This window comes from Antarcticimicrobium luteum, assembly GCF_004358185.1.
Lineage (GTDB): Bacteria > Pseudomonadota > Alphaproteobacteria > Rhodobacterales > Rhodobacteraceae > Antarcticimicrobium > Antarcticimicrobium luteum.
This window is the reverse complement of record NZ_SMUV01000032.1, coordinates 1-18,760: the sequence shown is the minus strand read 5'-3', so window position 1 is coordinate 18,760 and position 18,760 is coordinate 1. Positions and strand designations below refer to the sequence as shown.

At 61.0% G+C, this 18,760-nt stretch carries 14 protein-coding genes and 1 pseudogene; 4 read left to right on the top strand and 11 right to left on the bottom strand.

The features are described 5' to 3' along the window. Nucleotides 1-478: 478 nt before the first annotated feature. Together E1832_RS01105 and E1832_RS01100 are read right to left on the bottom strand one after the other, a co-directional pair. Nucleotides 479-1,132: an RES family NAD+ phosphorylase gene (locus E1832_RS01105; protein ID WP_245513740.1), complete on the bottom strand. Its 654-nt coding sequence runs from the start codon at nt 1,130-1,132 to the stop codon at nt 479-481. A gap of 47 nt (nt 1,133-1,179) precedes the next feature. Further along, nucleotides 1,180-1,599: an MbcA/ParS/Xre antitoxin family protein gene (locus E1832_RS01100; protein ID WP_245513739.1), complete on the bottom strand. Its 420-nt coding sequence runs from the start codon at nt 1,597-1,599 to the stop codon at nt 1,180-1,182. Between the two features lie 129 nt (nt 1,600-1,728). Here E1832_RS01100 and cas13a point away from each other — a divergent pair, with 129 nt between their 5' ends. From cas13a to E1832_RS01085, 3 genes are all read left to right on the top strand, one after another. Then, nucleotides 1,729-5,043: a type VI-A CRISPR-associated RNA-guided ribonuclease Cas13a gene (cas13a, locus tag E1832_RS01095; protein WP_133357912.1), complete on the top strand. Its 3,315-nt coding sequence runs from the start codon at nt 1,729-1,731 to the stop codon at nt 5,041-5,043. Nucleotides 5,044-5,499: 456 nt separating this feature from the next. Continuing rightward, nucleotides 5,500-5,769, top strand: a complete 270-nt coding sequence (locus E1832_RS01090; protein WP_133357911.1) for a hypothetical protein — start codon at nt 5,500-5,502, stop codon at nt 5,767-5,769. Then, the gene (locus E1832_RS01085; RefSeq protein ID WP_133357910.1) at nt 5,762-6,325 is read left to right on the top strand and encodes a hypothetical protein; all 564 of its coding nucleotides are present in this window, start codon (nt 5,762-5,764) and stop codon (nt 6,323-6,325) included. Before E1832_RS01090 ends, E1832_RS01085 begins: the two co-directional genes overlap by 8 nt. A gap of 70 nt (nt 6,326-6,395) precedes the next feature. Here E1832_RS01085 and E1832_RS01080 read toward each other — a convergent pair whose 3' ends face one another. From E1832_RS01080 to E1832_RS01055, 6 genes are all read right to left on the bottom strand, one after another. Then, a complete protein-coding gene (locus E1832_RS01080; protein ID WP_133357914.1) occupies nt 6,396-8,411 on the bottom strand; it encodes a type IV secretory system conjugative DNA transfer family protein in 2,016 nt (671 codons plus the stop codon). Nucleotides 8,412-8,419: 8 nt separating this feature from the next. After that, nucleotides 8,420-10,747, bottom strand: coding sequence for a relaxase/mobilization nuclease domain-containing protein (locus E1832_RS01075; protein WP_133357909.1), 2,328 nt, complete (start codon nt 10,745-10,747; stop codon nt 8,420-8,422). Continuing rightward, nucleotides 10,734-11,327, bottom strand: a complete 594-nt coding sequence (locus E1832_RS01070) for a helix-turn-helix domain-containing protein (protein WP_133357908.1) — start codon at nt 11,325-11,327, stop codon at nt 10,734-10,736. Before E1832_RS01070 ends, E1832_RS01075 begins: the two co-directional genes overlap by 14 nt. Nucleotides 11,328-11,892: 565 nt before the next feature. After that, nucleotides 11,893-12,099, bottom strand: coding sequence for a hypothetical protein (locus E1832_RS01065; RefSeq protein ID WP_133357907.1), 207 nt, complete (start codon nt 12,097-12,099; stop codon nt 11,893-11,895). 1,284 nt (nt 12,100-13,383) lie between these two features. Next, nucleotides 13,384-14,262 carry a TniB family NTP-binding protein gene (locus E1832_RS01060; protein WP_238720040.1) on the bottom strand — a complete coding sequence of 293 codons (879 nt, stop codon included), beginning with the start codon at nt 14,260-14,262 and terminating at the stop codon, nt 13,384-13,386. Further along, a complete protein-coding gene (locus E1832_RS01055; RefSeq protein ID WP_127601218.1) occupies nt 14,262-15,881 on the bottom strand; it encodes a Mu transposase C-terminal domain-containing protein in 1,620 nt (539 codons plus the stop codon). The genes E1832_RS01060 and E1832_RS01055 overlap by 1 nt, the downstream gene beginning before the upstream one ends. A gap of 437 nt (nt 15,882-16,318) precedes the next feature. Between E1832_RS01055 and E1832_RS01050 the strand changes: the two genes are divergently transcribed. Next, the gene (locus E1832_RS01050) at nt 16,319-16,594 is read left to right on the top strand and encodes a hypothetical protein (protein WP_035228767.1); all 276 of its coding nucleotides are present in this window, start codon (nt 16,319-16,321) and stop codon (nt 16,592-16,594) included. A gap of 278 nt (nt 16,595-16,872) precedes the next feature. Here E1832_RS01050 and E1832_RS01045 read toward each other — a convergent pair whose 3' ends face one another. The 3 genes and pseudogenes from E1832_RS01045 to E1832_RS01035 all read right to left on the bottom strand — a co-directional run. Continuing rightward, nucleotides 16,873-17,799 carry a LysR family transcriptional regulator gene (locus tag E1832_RS01045; RefSeq protein ID WP_127601224.1) on the bottom strand — a complete coding sequence of 309 codons (927 nt, stop codon included), beginning with the start codon at nt 17,797-17,799 and terminating at the stop codon, nt 16,873-16,875. Nucleotides 17,800-17,809: 10 nt separating this feature from the next. Beyond that, nucleotides 17,810-18,697, bottom strand: a complete 888-nt coding sequence (locus tag E1832_RS01040) for a YeiH family protein (protein WP_245513741.1) — start codon at nt 18,695-18,697, stop codon at nt 17,810-17,812. After that, nucleotides 18,642-18,760, bottom strand: a pseudogene (locus E1832_RS01035) (IS6 family transposase); the annotation flags it as partial. The pseudogene E1832_RS01035 and the gene E1832_RS01040, both read right to left, overlap by 56 nt.

The following is an 18,760-nucleotide window of genomic DNA, read 5'->3' as shown; positions in this document are numbered from 1 at the left end:
TGAGGGCCGCACGCTCCAAGGCGCTCGCCCCAAACTGGCCGACTTTTGCTCCGCCACAATGGCCGAATTTTACTCCGCCGTTGACAGCCAGTGCTCGGTCGCAGAGACAACAGCTCTCAAGAGGTCGGAGTGCCGAAACCAGCGCGCAGAGGAAACAGGTCTGCCTTTCAATCCTACATTTTCGAGATCTCCGGTTCGCGCCCTTTCCAAGACGTCGCAGCGGCGCAACATGGGGCCGTGACGTTCCAGATAGTGGCTTTGACCGTGAGAGATCTCGATCTGTTCGCAAAAGATCGGTGCCTCGGCGATCGCGGGCGCCAACCATGCGATCAGTCTTGCATCGTCGCGTGCCCGCAACACACATCCGATCGCGACGACGATTGGGACCGGTGCCAGGCACAGAGCGAGCAAGCCAATGACTCCGAGATTGCTCACCTCAATGGTCGCCTATCGGGCTTCACATTCATTCCGGCAAACGTCATTCCAGTCTGTACATTGCTTTGGACCCCGTGATCTTCTGCACGAAGTCAACGGATGTCCCATTCCAGTGGTAACGAAAATGATCGGCTTGTTTGGGGCGGCTGACCACGTCGGGATAGAACGCACCAAAGCATTCGCCCGTCCGGTTTCGAAGGCTTGGATACACGATACCGTTCGACCCGCCCTCCCTCGCCTTGGTCGCGAAAGACTGGGACACGGCATAGGTCGCGATGTCAGGATTCAGGATATCGTCATATCCGGGACGGCGCAGGTCTGTCAGTTCCGCATCGATTGAACCGACGAGTTGGCGGACCTGAGAGCGCCATCCGACTGGCGTCCGCGACGCCGAGTAAAACCGCGCCATATGGAACGTATGCTCATGGAGTGCCGTCTCCAGCGTATCGGCCGCATAGTAAACGCCGAATGTCCCATCACTGAAACGTGACCTTCGGAGCGGCGAGACGTGCGTGAAGGCGGCCATGACCCAAGATGCCCCCTCGCCCGACAGACGGCGTTCGACGGGAACGAGCGAGAGGTCACCGATCTCTTCGTAGATGCGCGGATTGGTGCGGGACTGGGCCCGCGCGAGCGCCTCCCAGTCCCGCGGGTCGGCAACGTCGTCATAAAGGTCTATCGGCGGGTAGTGTGACATGACCATCCGATGGGTTTCCGGCCAGGAAACCCGGGAAGTCGGCGGCGTCACCAGCCGCCTCGCACCGAGTCCAGGTAGCGTCGGATCCGAACGACATCCTCCATGCCGCCCCCCTTCATGATCTCGAGAGGGGACCTGCCGGCCAACGCATCATTCGCGGTCGTGACCCATGCATAACCCGTTTGCGGGTCCGAGAAGATGATCCGGAGCGCCTTGTGAATCCCGAGCAGGTTCGACATGCGATCGGCCAGATCCCGGTTCACACGGCCAAACTCTCCGTCCTTCCACCGCCGGAACGTCTTCGCGGAAATACCGCCAAGGACTGTCGAGGCGTCGACGTCGCTGACGCGCCACCGGTCAAAAATGTTGACCATGGCTCGCTGCATGGCACGCAATTCATCCTCACCATAGGTGCTTCCCGAAGGTAGCCGCGGAGGGGTGTCGTCGATTTTGATCGCATTGAGCATGGCGTATCCTTTTGTCCACATATAGCGGCAAATGCCCCAAATGTCCACTACAAAGCCATCAAGACACAAGCTTCTCTGATGGGCCATCCAATTGTAGGCTTGGACTATAGGGTAAGTGAGGGAGGAAACATGCGAATAGTGAAGCCGCACGGCACCTCCGAGACGCATTTTGACAAGGAGGGTCGGATCCGGAGATATGTGCACTCGGACTCCTTTCCTTGTGAGCCCCTTGAACCCAAAGAGTTCGCCACCCGGCATCCGAAACTGGTCATCGCTCAATGGGTATCCTGCATTGACAAGGTCATCACCCGCCCCCACGGCGACGGCCTTCCGAGCGAGACGCAGTGGTCGCTCCGGAACGGCCTCGGCAAGGCCGCCTGGGATCTGATCGTAGAAAGAGGCCTGCTCGACGCACCAGAAAAACGCCTCAAGAGGTTCGAGAGGCAATGGTGGGCGCGGATCCATCCCTACGGGAATGAAACCGACGCGAACACCCCACGCAATCCCTATGGCCATTGGTATCGGTCACTGGCCGGCGGTGTCGATATCGCCGAGTTCGACCCGGCCACCGTCGCCAACATGATCTATGCGCACCTCTATGAGAACGCCTCGAGAACGCATCCGGAACATGGACCTCGCCGGTCCGGTCTGATCCCTGAACGATCGGAGAGTATCGCCAAAAGCGTTCCGGCGAGAACTGCACCTGGCGGCGGTCGTCTTTCCCCTCCCTGGGACGCAAGCGACGGCGCGATATATCTCGAGGCCGGCGACGTAGCCGCCACGATGCTGGAACGCTTGGAAAAACACTTCGGAGAAAGGCACGCTAAGCTGCGCCGCATCTGTGCGGCCACCCTCGCCGAACACCTGACGAGGCTTCGACGCGAGGTCTTGCACATCTCCGACGGAGATCGCCTACCCGAAAGTCTATACCAGCTGCACGAGCAGGTCCGACGCAGCTATTCGGACATTCTGAAAGGCGACCAGAGGTATCTGTCGAAGAAACTGCCCAGTTCCGGCGACCAGTTGGTCTCGCTGGTGGAAAGCAAACGCCTCAATCGCGAGGTTGCGGCGTTGATCCGGCTCGGTCGCGTGATACATTACGAGTCCACAGCTGAGAACGGTCCGAGCCACACATCCAACGTATTGGATCACTGGCCATCGCAAACTGACAGCAGCCGCTTCTGGCTGTCAGCGGGCCAGACAGAAATCAAGCGAAACGAGGCGTTCGTACGAATATGGCGTGGCATCCTCGCACGGGCCGCTCGCACCGCGACCGATTGGGCCGATCCCGAAAGGGCCATTCCCCGCGACGTGTTAGGGGCAAAACAACTCTCCGAGGCCGTCACCAATATCACCGACACCGCGTTCGATCGAAAGGCCAAGCTGCTTTTCGGCAACCGATCCGACCTTCTGACGTCACTGCCACTCGAGAGGAAACGGCAAGTGCTCGACCTTGCGCTTCGCGGGCTCGGTCAGCTCAGAAACAACGCATTCCATTTTGTCGGTCTGGAAGCGTTTCTGGCCAGCCTGCGAGGGCTTGATGGTATCGCAGATGCGGACACCAGGACCGTTCTTGACCATATCTGGCGCGACGACACTAAAGACCGCAACACACGGTTAGTCCAAACGATAAGGGCCAGTAACGCTCCGGCCTATTTTAGCAGGCAAGAGATGGAGGGGTTCGTCTCCTCGATAGCCAGGACACCCGCCGTGTTCTTGGAGCTGCCCGCGTTCGGGAGGATCCTTCGTCGGGCATCCGTCGCCTGGACAATTGACAGGTACCGCCTGACCCTCCCTGCCCCGAAAGCGGTCGGCGAACCTGTGGCGGCCGAGTGCCAGCGTGTCTGCCTCGGCCTTATCTACGATCGCGCCTTCGGAGACTGGCTGCAAGTCCTGGAGACAGAGCGGCTGCGCGATTGCGTCGACCGTGCAGTGACGCGAGCGTCAGTTGAAGCACGCAGGGTCACACGAGATGACACGGTCAATGCGCGTACGATCGGCAAGTTCAAGATCACGCAAGGCGACACCCTCGAGAGCTTCTTCTCGCGGCTCACGGCTGCGGTCACACGGGAGCTACGTCAGACCGATGCCCGGAAACAAACCAAACGGGCCGCTTCGAAGCATCTCGACGACCTCAGGTGCGACGTGGTCGCCCAGCTCTTCGAAATTTATCTGAAGGAAGCTGATCTGGGGTGGCTCCTTTCCGGCTTTCAAACGCGCAAACCGACAGGCGCGTCGAAGACGGACGCAGCATTTTGCCCGCCACCGTCATCGGCCCAGACGTTTCAGGCTTGGGAACCCATTCTCTACTTTATTCTACACCTCGTTCCCGTCGACACCACAACGCGGCTTGCACATCAGGTCGGGCGCTTCCGGGACGGAGGACAGATCGACACCGGCCTGATTGAGGGCCTTCAGCGTACCCTGGACCTCTACCGTGTGATGCATGATGCCAAATTCGCAGGAGCAGCGTCGGGATTGCGCCCAGACGAAATGCGGTCGATACTCTTGAAGACCGGCCTTTACTCGGGCGCAACCGAGGGTACTGAATTAGCTTTTGAGACACGAGGGCTACGCGAGTTCTTTCGATTTGGAGACCACCACCTGTTCACCACCGATTTCGCTCAGAATCCTGTCACACGCGACCAATTTCACGAGATCAAGTCCTTGAGAGCAGACCTGGCCCTGGCGCAGGATCGACGCTCGGCACTTCACGCCGAATGGGTTTCGAACGGCAAAGCATTGTCGGGAGCGAAGCACGACGAATATCGAGCGCTCCTCAACCGGATTGAGAGGGGACGGCACCTTTCGGATCACGCCGAACTCCGTGACCATCTGCGGCTCCATGGCATCCTCATAGACGTCCTGGCGCGCTTGCTGGATTTCGCCGGACAGTGGGAGCGAGACCTCTATTTCACGACCCTCGCCCTCATTCACCTGGCGGGGACCACGCCCCAAGACGCCTTTGACGATCGACGAGGATGGCATGCCGTCAGAACCGGACAGATCCTCGCGGCACTCCGATCGACACGGGATACTCCGGAGATGCAGGATATCCTTGCCAAACTGGCCATGGTTTTCAATATCGACATGCCGGGTGTTCGCGGCGCCAACGTTCGGACACGGAACGATCTGGCGCATTTCAACTGCCTGCACACGCCGGCGGCCTCGATCGACCTCACGGCCTTGATCAATCGCACACGGGCACTCATGCATTACGACAGGAAGCAGGAGAACGCCGTCAGTAAATCCGTCATCGAATTGCTCGACCGGCACAAACTCGTCCTGTCCTGGACTTTTAGCGGCGGACAACTGGGAAAGTCGACGGTTCGACCCAAAGTGATCCGACACCTCGAGCAGCCAGAGGTGAAGGAATGTCTGGTCAGCACAGCCTTTTCGGCGGCAGTCGGACGGTTATTCGGTGCGACGGAAAAAGACGGTTAACCTACACTTTCTCTTAACCGGAGACAGCTCTTCTGCTAATCTTTTCGCATATTACCCCCGATCGGAAGGGGGACTGCACTCCGTGCCTTGTTACGACTTAGTCAACCCACGGTCGCGTTCCGCGACCGTGGGTCCTAAGGCGGCAAACCACATGCAAGCCTTTGGCGCGCAAAGGTCTTTGCTGCCTGCTGGGACCGTGACAAACAGCATGAATGGTTTTGCGTTGGTGGCATCGTGCCCGGTCTGGGGTCGGCACACTGCTATAGGATCAGGCGCAACGGCATCGGCGCCGGTGTTGCTGTCTGAGACAGCTATCCTGTATCCCCTTCTCACATCAAAGCATTTGACGGCACGCTTTCCATGGGGGAGTGCGCGTGGCGGGCGACGATTTGTAGCGATATTTTTGCCGAACCATTAACTTGTCACTTGACAATTTAAGAGAGTGGAGTATCTAAGGTGCCAAGGAAGAAGCACACATCAAAAGAAATCGAGGCCGTCATCCAAGAGCTCGAAGAGCTGGGATGGGACCTTATTGAGGGCAAGGGGCACGCGTGGGGGATCCTCCGATGCCCGGCCAACGATAAGGATTGCCGCTGTGGCGAGTTTTGTCAGATGTCTGTCTGGTCGACCCCGAAGAACCCGCAACAGTTCGCAAAGAAGATCCGACAGAAGGCTCTGGCCTGCGTGAAGCTTCGGAAGAACGACGAAGGTAATGCCGATGGCTGAAGAATTCGAATTCGAACTGGTCTTTGCACTCCCCGGCGGGGAGCACGATGCGTTTGCGCTCTCTGACGCGGTCTTCGAGGCGGGTTTTGAAGATGCCCTCGTGGGCACCGGCAATGCCGGTCTGCTGGGAGTGGAACTGGAGCTTGAGGGCGATGAGGCCGAGAGCGCGATCCTTGAAGCGGCGCGGGCGCTGATCAAGGCGCTGCCGCAGGGCACTGTCCTGCGTGAGGTCCGTCCCGACTTGGTGTCTCTCGCGGATGTCGCCGAGAAACTTGAGGTTAAACGACAGGCGCTCCAGCAGCGCAAGATGCCCCTTCCCGTTGCCGGCGGCCTCTACCGCATCGATGAGATGGTCGAGGTGCTGATGGAAGCCTCAAAGCCGGCGAAGGGGCAGCGTCGTCCGCGCTTTAACCTGGCTTCCGCCGCGAAGTGGTTCCGTGCGGGCCCCGCGGCGCGTAGGGTGAACGCTCAGTTGACGATGCGGGAGATCGACCCTGCGACGATTGAGCGAGCCCCTCGGCAAGAGCGCGACGACCCTGGTTTTCTTCACCCGTGACAATGGTCAGCACAAGGGCGCGGCCACAAGACGCCATCGCGGCATTCTTTCGTGTCACCCGCATGTCGGCTTAGCCAAGCCCGAATTTCTCGCCCGTCTCGCTGACGTTTTCTTCCGAACCGGACATCTCCGCCTCCAACCGCTCCAGATCACTCACGGCGTTCTGTACCCGGACGACGTCGTCTTCTGTCGCAGCCTCCACCTCCAGATCTGCTTGCCGCCCGAAATCCATCTCAAACTGCCGCTGATCGTCCGCGAGGACTGCGGCACGACCGCGCCGAGGCGCTTGAGCCGGACCGGGCTCAATGGGTGCATTGCTTCCGGATTCTGTTAGCCCCATCCTGGCCTCGAAATCGCGTTCCGAGAGACCTGACCCACGCGGAGCCGATGGCATCGCCCGGACACTCAGGGGCAATTCCCCCATCGGAGGGACCGGCCCCTTCGGAAACGGCAGATCCCCCTCCTGCGCCGCGTGGATGCCTTTGAAAAACGGATCCTCGTAGTAAACGACCCGCTTCGCCCGGACCGGCATCTGCGCGTCCACGACCACCACGATCTCATCAAGCGGCAGACGTCGCGCCTCATCTTCCGGCAGGAGCGCGACCTCCTCCGTCCGCTCGGACTGGCTGCGGCCCTCGAACGGGTTCTTGCCGACCGCGCGGGAACGTGTGACCACGGTTTTGGTGGTCTTGCCCACGGCCTTGCTCAGCTCCTCGACGGTCTTTTCGTCAGAGGGCGTCAGGTAGAGCTTGATGCCGGCATTGCCCTGCAGCGCCCGCCGCGTGTTTTCGCCGTAGATTTCATCGATGGCCGGGATGGTCTGGGTCACCACCGCGAGATGCCCGCGATAGGCGCGCAGCACCTCGATACTCTCGGCCACGATTGGCATCTTTCCGAGCCGGTTGAACTCGTCGAGCATGATCATCACCGGCCAGGGCTCGTCCGGCCCCGGCTCCTTGTCCTGAAGCGCGGATAGCAGGTCCGAGAAGAAGAGCCGGATCAGCGGCGCCAGCGGTTTCACCATGAGGGGCTGGACGACGAGGTAGACGCTGAAGGGTTTCTTGCGGATCGTCCGGAAGTCGAAGTCCGAGGTCGCCGTCGCATCGTCGATCGCCGGGTTCTGCCACTGGTCGAGGCCCGAGGTCATCAGGAGCGAGACATAAGAGGTCAGCGTGTCGTTGTTGGTCGAGGCCAGCCGCGTGAATATCAGCCGCGCCGCGGCGTTTTGGACCTCATGGGCGCGCGCGAGATATTCCTTCTGCTTCTGCCCGCCCGAGGCGGCGATGCGGTATATCTCGCCGAGCGTCGGCCTTCGGCGTTGGAACGCGAGTAGCCCGGCCGCGACGAAGAGATCGATCCCTCCTTTGAGGAGCCCCTGCACCCGGTCGTTGTCGTTCTGCAGGAAGAGCGTGGCCAGGAGCTGCAGCTCCATCTGCTGGCGGGCCGGGTCCTTGAGCTCGTAGATGCGCAGGAGCGGATTGTAGCGATGCGTGCGCCTGTCCTCCCAATCCGTGGGCGCGAACCGGAACACCTCGTCACCCTGCGCCGCCCGGTGGCGGGCCGAGGCCTCGAAGCATTCGCCCTTCACGTCGAGCACCACCGCCGAGCCCTGCCAGGTCAGGAGGTTCGGGATGACGAAGCCGGTGGTCTTGCCCCGCCCGGTCGGTGCCACGATGAGAGCGTGCGGGAAGGTCCGGGAGCAGAGGAACGGTGCGCGGGATCCGGGCTTCCCCAGCTTGCCGATGACAAAGCCGGTGCCGGGCGCGCCGAAGAAGCCGTTCCGCTTCATCTCCCTCCGGGTCTGCCAATGGGTGTAGCCGAAGCGGGTGAGGGCCGAGCCCGACATCGCCAGGCTCATCATGAGGCCCGCCACCCCGGCCCCGCCCATGATCAGGTTGATCAGGCGAAAATCATCGGGGCGGACGGCCCCGATGGCGCGGTAATTCTGGGCGATATAGAAGAAGTCGATCTCGGCCCGGAAACCCAGGTCCCGGAACGTCACCACGGCCGAGGCGATGACATAGCCGATCGCGATGGCGACGAGCGTGACCATCACCACGCCGACGGCGAGGCGGCCCTTCCCCACCCCTCCCATCAGTGGGTCTCCCCGCGCTCGGTCTCACCATCGACAAGATCGGCGCGGTGGAGCTCGAACTCGCGGTCGGCGATCTCCTCGACCACGGCGCGGGTCGCCTCGCTGTTGGCGGTGGCCGCATCCGACTGCAGGTAGATCTTGGCGGCGTAGAGCCGGTCGAGACGGTCTTCGATCTGGGTCTTCAGCACGTCGACATCCCCGTCTCGTAGGCGTTCGATCTGCGCCGCATCGAGCTCGCGCTCGACGGCGTCGCGGTAACTCAAACGCTGACCGTCGTCCTGGAACGGCGACTGCAGATTGCCGGCCCGTTCATGGTCGACGACCCGCCGGATGTCCGGATCGGCAATTGGCGCGCCCTCGACAGCGTCCCCCTCGCGCGCGTCCGAAAGTCGCCCGTCGCGCAGGTCGAGCGCCACCTCCCGCAACTCGTTTTCGCGGCGGACCTGGTTGAGGACCTCGGTGTCGCGCAGATCGGTGACGGCCGCATAGGTCGCGCCAAGCCCACGGGCGAGATGCGACGGCATGTCCGGGTAACGGTCGCGGAACGCGTCTGTGACGGCATCCGCAACCGGTGTCCGCGCGTCGCGCCCCTCCATGATCCGGTCAACCTCGCGGGTGATCTCACGGGCCCGGGCCTCGTCGGTGATCCGCTCCCGGTAGGGCTCGGACCGGTCGATCACGTCGCCCGGGCGCGCGAGCAGTTCAGGATGTGCTTCGAGATAGGCGCGCTGCTCTTCTTCGATACGTCGCTCCGCCCGGGAGGCGATCTCCCACTCCCGCGCCTCGATCTGGTCCTCGGTCAGCCCTTCCGCGCGCATGTCCTGGCGGATCGCGCGCTCCATGGCCTCCGTGGCGTCCCGGTGATAGTGGACCCTCTCCATGACAGTGCGATCTTCCACGACACCGTCCTCACGCAAGACCCCTGCCCGCTCCAGTGCGACGCCGAGCTGGACATGGGCCCGGTTGAGGGTCTCGCGCGCCGTCTCCAGATCCGCGCGACGCTCGAGGTTGAGGCCGTCCTTCTCGGCCACCCGCGCCAGATCGTCGGCGATCCATTGCCGCTCGAGCGCCGCGTTCTGCGCGCCCGTCTCCATCCGCGCGACCACCACCGAAGAGCTGATCCCGGTCCCGCGCAGCGCGGTGTCGACCTGCGCCCGCACCTCGGGGTCGCGCAACCGGTCGAGCCGGGCCGCATCGATATTGGTCTCGGAATAAACCCCGCCCTCCGAGGGCTTCTCGGTCAATGTCATGGAGCGCAGCCCCAGCGGCTGCATATGCGCAAGCCGGGTCTGAATCTCGTTGAGGCTCCGCTCGAGTCTCGGCCGTTCGGCCTCCGGCTTCGCATCAATCATGCCCTGGACGCGCGCGACCTGATCGGCATAGCGGGTCCGCAGATCCTCGAACGATTGCTCTTCTGCCATGTAGACGCCTCCTTCCAAAGTCAGCTTGCCGCCCTTGGCCAGTAGCTCTCCCGAGCGGAACAGCGCATCGGCGATGTCTTCACGGTTGTCCGCGGAGGCCTCGGCGGCAAGTGAATGATAGATGATCTGGGTGTTTGCGATCTCTTCCAGAGCGCGATCCAAGTCTGCTCCGACCCGCGGCCGTGGCTCCGGGGCCCGCCCCTCAACCTTGGCCGCATAGACCTCGCGGGTGCGCGGCGGATAATGCACGACGCCCCGATCGAGCCGCCGCGTCGCCTCGAGGCGCACGCCAAACCTCTCGGCCTCCTCGACCATCGCGAGGCGGAAATCGTCGTAGTTGAAGCGGTGATCCCGACCCAGGAAGAAGAACTCACCCTCCTGAGATCGACGGTTCAAGACTATATGTGCGTGGGGGTGATCGCGGTCCTCATGCACCGCGATGATGTAGTCGAAATGCCCTTCATCGGACTGGAAGAACCGCTCCGCGACATTGGCGGTGATATCGCGCACGTCCTCGCCCCGGGTGCCGATCGGATAGGACATGAGCATATGCGTCGTCTGTCCGAGCTTTGGCTTGAACCCCGCGCTCCAGCGCTTGGCGAACCGCTCCGTGAGGTCCTTGATCTCGCGTGTCTCAAGCCTCGTCTTCCCGTCCAGGAACCCGCTGCTGTCCACGATATGCGAGGACTTGGTGGCCAGGTAATCGAGCTGGTTCATCAGCTGCGATTTGGTATGCGTACCCCCGCCCCGGATCGCCTTGAAGACCGCCGCGCGATGCCCCGCCGCCGCCCGCACGAGCTGCCTCTGCCGGGAGGCCTGCAGCCCCTGCATCGAGCCCCGAATGCGGCTCCAGCCATCCCGGAAGATCTCTCCGGTGACGTCATGGACGGCATCATTCAGCCGCATGGGCAAACTCCCTCAGCGCGGCGGTCGCGGAGAGCTGCATCGCGTCCCGACGACGGCGCAGCAGCAGATCGATCTCGTCAGCGGAATCAAGGATGAACCGCGCCAGCCCACGCATCTGCGCGAGGCGCAATTCGGACAACTCCGCGTTCGCTGCGGAGCCTTCCACCTGCCCCGCCCGGCTGGCTTTCATCATCTGCTTGGCGACCTGCACGACGCCGTTGCCGACCTCGTGCAAGGAGGCCCGGTAGCGCGCCATTTCAGCCGCCAGATTCGCGTCCGGAACGAAGGTTCCCCCCGCCGCCTGGATCAGCCGCCGGACTCCCTCCGTGCGGGTCTCGATCCCCGCCGCGGACAGCACCTCATCCAGCGCAGCAAGCTCTTCTGGTGTCAGTTTCACCGTCACCGCGGCCGTCGCCACGGCCGCGTCGCGTTGGCGATCCGCATCCGCTTTCAGGGTGTAGCGCACCGCTCGAGCCGTGACGCCGAACCGTGCCGCCAGCTCCGACGTCGAGACCCCGTCCGCGGCCTCACGGACGATCTCCGCGCGCTCCGTCTCTGTCAGTCTCCTGGTCCGGGTCATGCGGAAGAAAGCCCCCCTATTTCCTGCCACCTTCATTCGAGGTCGCCCCTATCATACGAAACTATATGTTACGGTCAATGCAATATTATTGTAGATTGCCCCCAGGCGACCTTGAATTCCGCTTTGAGCCGAGCACCGCAGGTGCGAGGCCCGGCCCGAAGGGCCCAGCAACACCGACCATCTCCAACCGCACCTCGGCCGCCCGTTGTCATGCCCGCGCCCGAGGGTCTGGCCGAACACGCATGTGTTCGGACGGAAGCGAGGAGCGGCGCATCTTCTCACCGACGGGGCTGACGGACAGGGTCAAGGGAGGCCAGATTTGGCTCGGCCCAAATCTCTGCCGGAAAAACCGGCGGGCTTCAGCCCGACTGTTATTCCGGATGGCCCCCTTGAGGCTGGCCGGCAGACCTGTTCCAGGCGATCTCTCAAATCCCCTGTCAGGACCGCGCACGGTCCTGACACCTTCCCGGGCACACCGGCCGAAGGCAGGGGTTCCCGGTCTTGGCGCAGCCTTCCCTGAGACAGGGAAAGGGCCGCCCGTGGGCGGCCCATCCTCGTGGGAGGATTAGTCCTGCGGTTCCTTGGAGCTCGGCGGGAACATCACCAGCTCCTGGACCGCGACGGGGAAGTCGAGCTTGAGGCTGAAGAACTCTGAGCCGTCCCCGTTGCGGGTGTTGCGGAACATCGCGCCGACGCGCTGGAAGCGGGTGCGCTCCTGACCTTCGTTGTCGGTGAACTTGACGGGAACGGTGGCGACGTAGTGGTTGGTCATTTGGGTATCTCCTTTTTGCGATGGGGATCGACCGGCACGGGGGACAAGGGAGGTCCGCAAACTCAAATGCGGAGGGTCCGCGCGCTTGCCGCGTGGAAGCCGTATTTGTGCTTGCCGGAGCGTGAGCGGAGGGCACGGACCGCCCGACCCCGTGCGATCCACATCTATGAGCAAAGAGGGGAGACCCAAATGTGCACCCCGCTCCTCAGCCGCCATCGGTCCTGTCGAGTTATGTCAGACATGACCAGGTCCGCCCCCCCTCTCATCCAACGTGCCGACGCGATGTTCCGCCCACGCCCGATCGGCACGACCGTGATCGTTTGCCTCAAGCTCGGCTTCCCCGTCGCCTGTCTGGCGATCCGGGGCAGTGATACAGCCGCGGGTCTGACAGCAGGGTTGTCCGCCCGGACGGGTCGCCGTCATCGGGCGGCGCGGTCGTTGCGCTGCGCCCGCCCCAGCGATCTGCACCCGGACGGGCGGATCGCGGGGTTTCTGGCGCGCATGAGGGCAACCCCGCCGGTTGGCTCCGTCGGGAGACCACCGCCGGGGTATGCCATTCAGCACGTCCAGAGGCCTCATGTTCCGGGCAGAGGCCGGCACGGCCGGAACCTGCGAGCGCGGTGTCGGCGGTGCAACCGCCGGCAGGGGCCCGTCATGACGGAAACCCGATGACCGCCGACCATCATGTCATCTGCATCTGACCGAGGAACCACGGCCAGTTGAAAGGTGAAGCAGCCCCGCCCGGCCAAGGCCGGGCGGGGCTGCTCTTGTGGACGGTGTCGCAGTCGTCGCGAGCGTGGAAGGTTTCGAGAGACGGGTCGCCGGGCGACGGGCCGCCCGGTGGCAGGTGGCGTTCAGGCGAAGAGAGACACCCAGACGTGCCCACAATGTGCAACGACCTCCCGCCAGTGGAAGTTGACGCTCCCGCCATCGATGGTTTCCCAATCGGTCCGCGAGGCGTCGTCTTCACCGGCTGGCCGGACGCAGGGCAGACGGATGGAGCGGCGGGATCGTTTTGCCTTTGGCAAAACTGACCGGAGCGCAATCCGGACGAGTGGCCAGGGGATGCCCTGCACACGCGAAGAACAAACCCGGATGCCATCGCAAAAAGGCTCATGGAAACGACGAAAGGGCCGCGCCGCGCGCGACCCTCTCAATTCACATCTCGGCGGTCTTTGTCGATTTACACTTCAAACTGGGACTCGGACAATTTCTGGAAAAACGTTACACTTCAATTGAGACTTTTGCGGCCTGAGTCTCAATTGAGGTGTAACGTTTCGTTGGCTATGCGAATGCTGCCTCTTTTTCCAAAGCGGGCTTCCAGGATTCGATGTTTTCATCGGTGATCCGCTCTGTGCCGTCTTGGATCGCCTCGATTGCAAGTTCGTTCAGTATCCCGAATACGCGAGCGGTTATGCCGTCGCCGAGGCGGGAAAGGTGTCGCAAACTCTGGCTGGACAATGCGGACGGAAGTTTGAGCGGTAGACTTCGGAGGATCGCCGTCACCAGTTCCTGGAATTCCTCATCCGCCTTCCATCTTGGCAGTACAAACTGATCCAGGCGTCGTGCCAGTTGAGTGTCGCCGGCAATCGCGTCGCGGGCTTCGGAAACGCCAAGACAGACGAGCGAAGCTTTGATCTCATTGCTAAGATATCGCAGCAGCTGCAGGATCACGCGCTGCTCTCTCGGGGTTCCAGCAAGAAGATTGTGGACCTCGTCAAATACCAGAACACGAACATTGTTGCTTTTCAGGAGGAGGACGGTCCTGATCTCAAGTTCCATGAGTGTCAGGCGTTCATTGATGCTGGCTCCCATGGCCATCAGCAATTGACCGTATATCCTGCGTTCTGTCGGGCGTGATGTCAGCGTAATTGCCAGGACCGGCATGCTTTCCACACCGGTACTGTGATCGATAATTGGCGGATGATTACGCTTGAACTTTTCCACGAGCATCGTCTTGCCCATGCCGCTGTGGCCATAAATCGCGAGGCCCGGCGGACGCGTTGATGGCGGATGGTCGCAAAGCCCATCGAGATGCCGAAGAACCCGACGAGCGCGATCAAAGCCGACCCAACGATCGGATCGAATGGCACGAATCCGTGTTTCGTTTGGCGAGTTGGCAAGTGCCGCGGCGCCAGACGCCAAATGCGGGAGTTCAATCATCAATCCCAAAATTCCGTGTCGTCATCTGAATGAACCGATTTCGCCAAATCTATAGCCGTAACGTGGCCGCTTTCCTTTTGGTCCTGTTTAGTAGGCCTTCGAGCAGCACTCCGGCGCGCTTTTGCGCTTGAGGATGCGGCAATGTCTTCAATCTGCCTTTGTTTTGCGATCGCTGCAAAGATAACATCTTCTTGCAACTCACGCCGTCCTTGGTCTCGAAGCCTTTTCTTGGCATGTTTCCATTCCCACCATGAGACGGGCGGATATGCGAGATTTCGGTACCGCGCTTCTACAAACCGGCCGTCGGACTGGCGAACGAATATTCGAGAAAGGTCTCGTGGATCATATTTGATCTCAAGCTCAGCACCCCGGCCGACATCACGTGATAGGGCGTCCGACCAGTAGCGAATCTTTTCCAGATGAATGCCGTCCTTCAGCAAGCGGCGCCGGTCACCAGGCAAAAAGCTGGTCCAGAACGCCATCCGGTCTGGCGGTAGGTCGAAATCGACTTCACCTTGCCGTTCGCGCCACACGGCCAGGGGAGGGCGCAATAGTGAGGCGTGGATACGCTGATGGTATTTGCCGACGATTTCCAGTGCGATCCACTTTTCTAGTTCGCGTAATGTAAAGGTCGCACGGCCCTCGGAATCGTAGTCACCCCTGATCTTCACATTGCTGAACGTTGTGCCAGGCAGCAGATGAACAGCTCCCATCATGGTTCCGATCAGCCGCTCGACGTGTCCGCCGAAGCGGGGCGTTGCTGGCGGTCTGAACAGGAGCTTGATGCCATATTCCTTGCAAGCGCCGGCGAGCGCTCGCGATCTGAATTCGGCGCCATTGTCGCAATGAAGAACAGCTGGCAGTCCGGCGACAGGCCAAGGAATATCAATCCCCCGTTCGTCTAGCCATGCTGCTTTGTCGTAAACGGCGTGCAGGAGGCAAAGGCCAACCGACGTTCTCGATGGGGCTGCCAGTGACAAATGGAAACCCGCGACCATTCTGGTGCAAACATCGATGGCAATCGTCAGCACTGGCCGTCCGATGGGTTGGCGATATTGTTCATCGACAACGACGACATCGACAATAGTATGATCGATCTGCCAAAGGGCATTCGGCTTTGCGACAGAAAGCTGGCCAGGGCTCGGTGTCGAGGCGGCTTCGATCTCGCGCTCCCCGCGCTTGCGGGCCGCTGCAATCGGGATCAGTTCCGACACTCTACGCTGCACAGTGCTACGATGTGGAGGTGATAGCCCCTCTGTGAGGCAGACTTCCCCAATGCGCCGCATCAGTGCGGCAAAGCTCGGCTTTTCCTTTTTGAGCCAGAAGCCCTCCACTTGTTCGGCGATAATGCGCTCGGTTCTGGGATCCAGCCTAACCATTCCTTCTTGCGTGCCGCGTTTTCTAGGTTTGAGGCTTGAAGTGCGTTGTGTCTTTCTAAACCTCGCAACGAGCCGAAACAGCGTCGAACGCGGGATCCCATACTCCTCACGCGCAGCCGCGACTACCTCAGCTGTCACTTTCCCATCACTGCCGCGGAGCAGATATCGAAGAAACTCTTCCGGACTTACATCGTCGGCATGTCGGTCACCATCATCGGGGGCTTCTGGGGATGAAATCATACGGCGACATTATGGTCGATCGACCGGTCGATCAATCCCATTTGGAGTGTAATAAAATCTCATTGGCGTCTCATTTGAAGTGTAATGCATTACACTTCAGTCTCACGCAAATCATTGAAAACACTCAATGCGCGAGTCTCGGTTTCAAACCTAAATCGACAACAGGCACGTGTGCAAATGCGATCGCGCATCTTGCACGCAGATCACTCCGCGGTTTTACTGCCGAGTGCGGGAGCGGGGATTCTTAGGTATGTCCGAACAGCATCCGGGGCCGATCATTTCTGGAGAAGCGATCGCTTCAGAACTGCGCCGAAGAAAAAGCAAAGACTTTTACAAGACTGACACGGGCTCCACGAAAAAGCTTATCGCGGAGAAGGTCGCGCTCGAGGAGCGCAGACGGATGGCGCGCTGTCAGAACGAATACCAAATCGACTCGAATGGCTCGGGTCAAGCCCGCCGACGAACAGCTCGAAGACGAGGTTTGGAGCATCTTGGCGCAAATGGGCTTCAAGGAAATGAGCAAGGCCCGGAGATTTCTGATCGCCGTTGAGGACGGTTTACCGCCCCGCCAGATCGATGTTTTCGCCAAGGGCGATGAAACCGTCATCATCGTCGAATGCACGCGAAAAGAGAGCCCAGGCAGAAAGAACATGGCGGGTCTCATCGAAAAAGATGAAATCCATCCGCGAACCTGTCTGGAAGTCTATCCGTAAATTTTACGGGCAGCAGGCCAAGCTCAAGATTCGGATTGTTATAGCGAAAAGAAATATTTCGTGGAATGACGTAGCCTTGGCGAAATGCAAAGAAGCGCAGATCACTATCATAACGGATAGTGAAATCGATTACTACACGTCACTTGTGCAGCATCTCAAATATGCCGCTCGATACCAATTTCTAGCTCATATGTTTGGCGGTCAGAAAATCGATGGTCTTGCCAGACAGGTCGTTGCAACGCGGGGCAAAATGGGAGGAGTACCATTCCACACCTTTCTCATACCGCCAGATAAGTTGTTGAAAATCGCTTATTATCGGCCGCGGAGAGTTCTGTTACCATGTGACGAAACTCCTGGGCCGCGCGGGCTTGGTAGCGCTCCTTGTGCGCGAGCAGGAAAAACTGCCGCGGCGGCAAGGCGATCTTGACCGATCGGAGCGTGCCGGCGGCCAGCGCATTGGCCACAACGAGCCGCGACATCGCCGTCACGCCAGCGCCGGCCTGTACCGCCGCGCGCACCGATTCATTCGACGGCAGCTCGAGGACGATATCGAGACTTGCTTTGTCTACGCCTAGAGCCGGCAACGCTGCTTCGAAGATTGCGCGCGTACCGGAACCCGGTTCGCGCAACACCCAGCACGCCTGCTGGAAGTCACGTTTCGGGTTTGGGATCTGGCTGGCCCATGGGTGGTCAGGCGCGACGACGATCAGGATCTCGTCTTCGGCTATCGCGCTGATCGTCAGCGATGGGTCGTCAACGTCGCCTTCGATGAGGCCCAGATCGGCTGCGCCGTCATGGATGGCGGACGTTACCGTTGCGGTGTTGCCGATTGTCATCGTAACGGTGATGCCTGGGTGATGCTTCTGAAAGCGCTGAATGTGTTGCGGCAGCCAGTAGTTGGCCACGGTCTGACTGGCTGCAATCGTAAGCTTGCCGCGCTTGAGACCTGAGAGGTCGGCCAGCACGGATTCGGCCGCCTGCGCGCGTGCAACGACGGCCCTTGCTTCGGACAGGAAGATCTTGCCGGCTTCAGTCAGCACGATGCGACGGCCGATCCGGTCGAAAAGCTTGGCCTGGTGGCGGTCCTCAAGCGTGGAGACCGCGGCGCTAGTGGCCGATTGCGTCAGGTTCAGGTCACGCGACGCCTGCGTGACATGCTCGCGTTCCGCCACCGCGATGAAGATGCGAAGTTGTTCGAGGGTCATGTGGGTCTTCTCATCCGGCAAGCTTGACGAGCATTAGACTAAATGAGGCGATGAAAAGAAAGGCAGCGAGTCCCAGAAGGAACGGGCGCGCACCCTTGGCCTTGAGCTTGCGAAAATCGGTCTCCAGGCCCATCGCGGCCAGCGCCATCGACAAGAGAAACGTCGTCAGGGTCGCGATCCAGGCCTTTGCGTCTTCCGGGATAGCGACCGCGCTGTTCAATCCGACCAGCGCGACGAAACCCAGCACGAACCACGGCATTGGCGGTCTTGCCTGCGTATGGTCCGGACCCTTCGACTTCATCCGGTGTGTCGTCGCGAAGCCAAGCGCGAGGACCATCGGCGCCAGCATCATCACCCGCGTCAGCTTGGCGATCGTGCCGAACTCGCCCGCCTGCTTACCGTCCTGGAAGGCTGCGGCGACAACCTGCGCGATTTCGTGGATCGATGCCCCCGCCCACAGGCCGAAGCCGTGCGCATCGAGATGCAGGAGGCCGGGCAGCAGCGGGTAGGCAAACATCGCGATCGAGCCGAACACCGTGACGCAGGCGACCGCGTAGGCGACATCTTCGTCATGCGCTCGGGTGACCGTGTTGGTGGCGATGACGGCGGAGGCGCCGCAGATCGAGGTGCCTGCCGCGATCAGCTCGGCCAACTTGCGCTCGACGCCAATCAGCCGCCCGAACCAGAGCGTGAAGGCAAACGTGGCGCCGAGCGTCGTTGCGATGATGGCGACACCGGCGGCGCCGACCTCCGCGACCTGAATGATTGTCAGTTGTAGCCCCAGAAGGGGCTTGTCGCAAACATTTTCGGAGCGCGCAATTATCCACTGAGCGTCCTCGTTTTCATGCTTTGTTAACCTTTTGTAGTCCGAAGAGGTGCGCGAGCAGATCGTTCTGATCATTTACGGTCCACACGCCGGAAAAGCCGAAGCCCTTCTTCAGCCAGAGCATGGCTTCGAAGC

Coding starts and splice junctions, on each gene's coding strand:
- E1832_RS01105 (WP_245513740.1), bottom strand. CDS start 1,132: ATGTCACACTACCCGCCGATAGACCTTTATGACGACGTTGCCGACCCG.
- E1832_RS01100 (WP_245513739.1), bottom strand. CDS start 1,599: ATGCTCAATGCGATCAAAATCGACGACACCCCTCCGCGGCTACCTTCG.
- cas13a (WP_133357912.1), top strand. CDS start 1,729: ATGCGAATAGTGAAGCCGCACGGCACCTCCGAGACGCATTTTGACAAG.
- E1832_RS01085 (WP_133357910.1), top strand. CDS start 5,762: ATGGCTGAAGAATTCGAATTCGAACTGGTCTTTGCACTCCCCGGCGGG.
- E1832_RS01075 (WP_133357909.1), bottom strand. CDS start 10,747: ATGCGGCTGAATGATGCCGTCCATGACGTCACCGGAGAGATCTTCCGG.
- E1832_RS01070 (WP_133357908.1), bottom strand. CDS start 11,327: ATGACCCGGACCAGGAGACTGACAGAGACGGAGCGCGCGGAGATCGTC.
- E1832_RS01065 (WP_133357907.1), bottom strand. CDS start 12,099: ATGACCAACCACTACGTCGCCACCGTTCCCGTCAAGTTCACCGACAAC.
- E1832_RS01060 (WP_238720040.1), bottom strand. CDS start 14,262: ATGATTGAACTCCCGCATTTGGCGTCTGGCGCCGCGGCACTTGCCAAC.
- E1832_RS01055 (WP_127601218.1), bottom strand. CDS start 15,881: ATGATTTCATCCCCAGAAGCCCCCGATGATGGTGACCGACATGCCGAC.
- E1832_RS01050 (WP_035228767.1), top strand. CDS start 16,319: ATGGCTCGGGTCAAGCCCGCCGACGAACAGCTCGAAGACGAGGTTTGG.
- E1832_RS01045 (WP_127601224.1), bottom strand. CDS start 17,799: ATGACCCTCGAACAACTTCGCATCTTCATCGCGGTGGCGGAACGCGAG.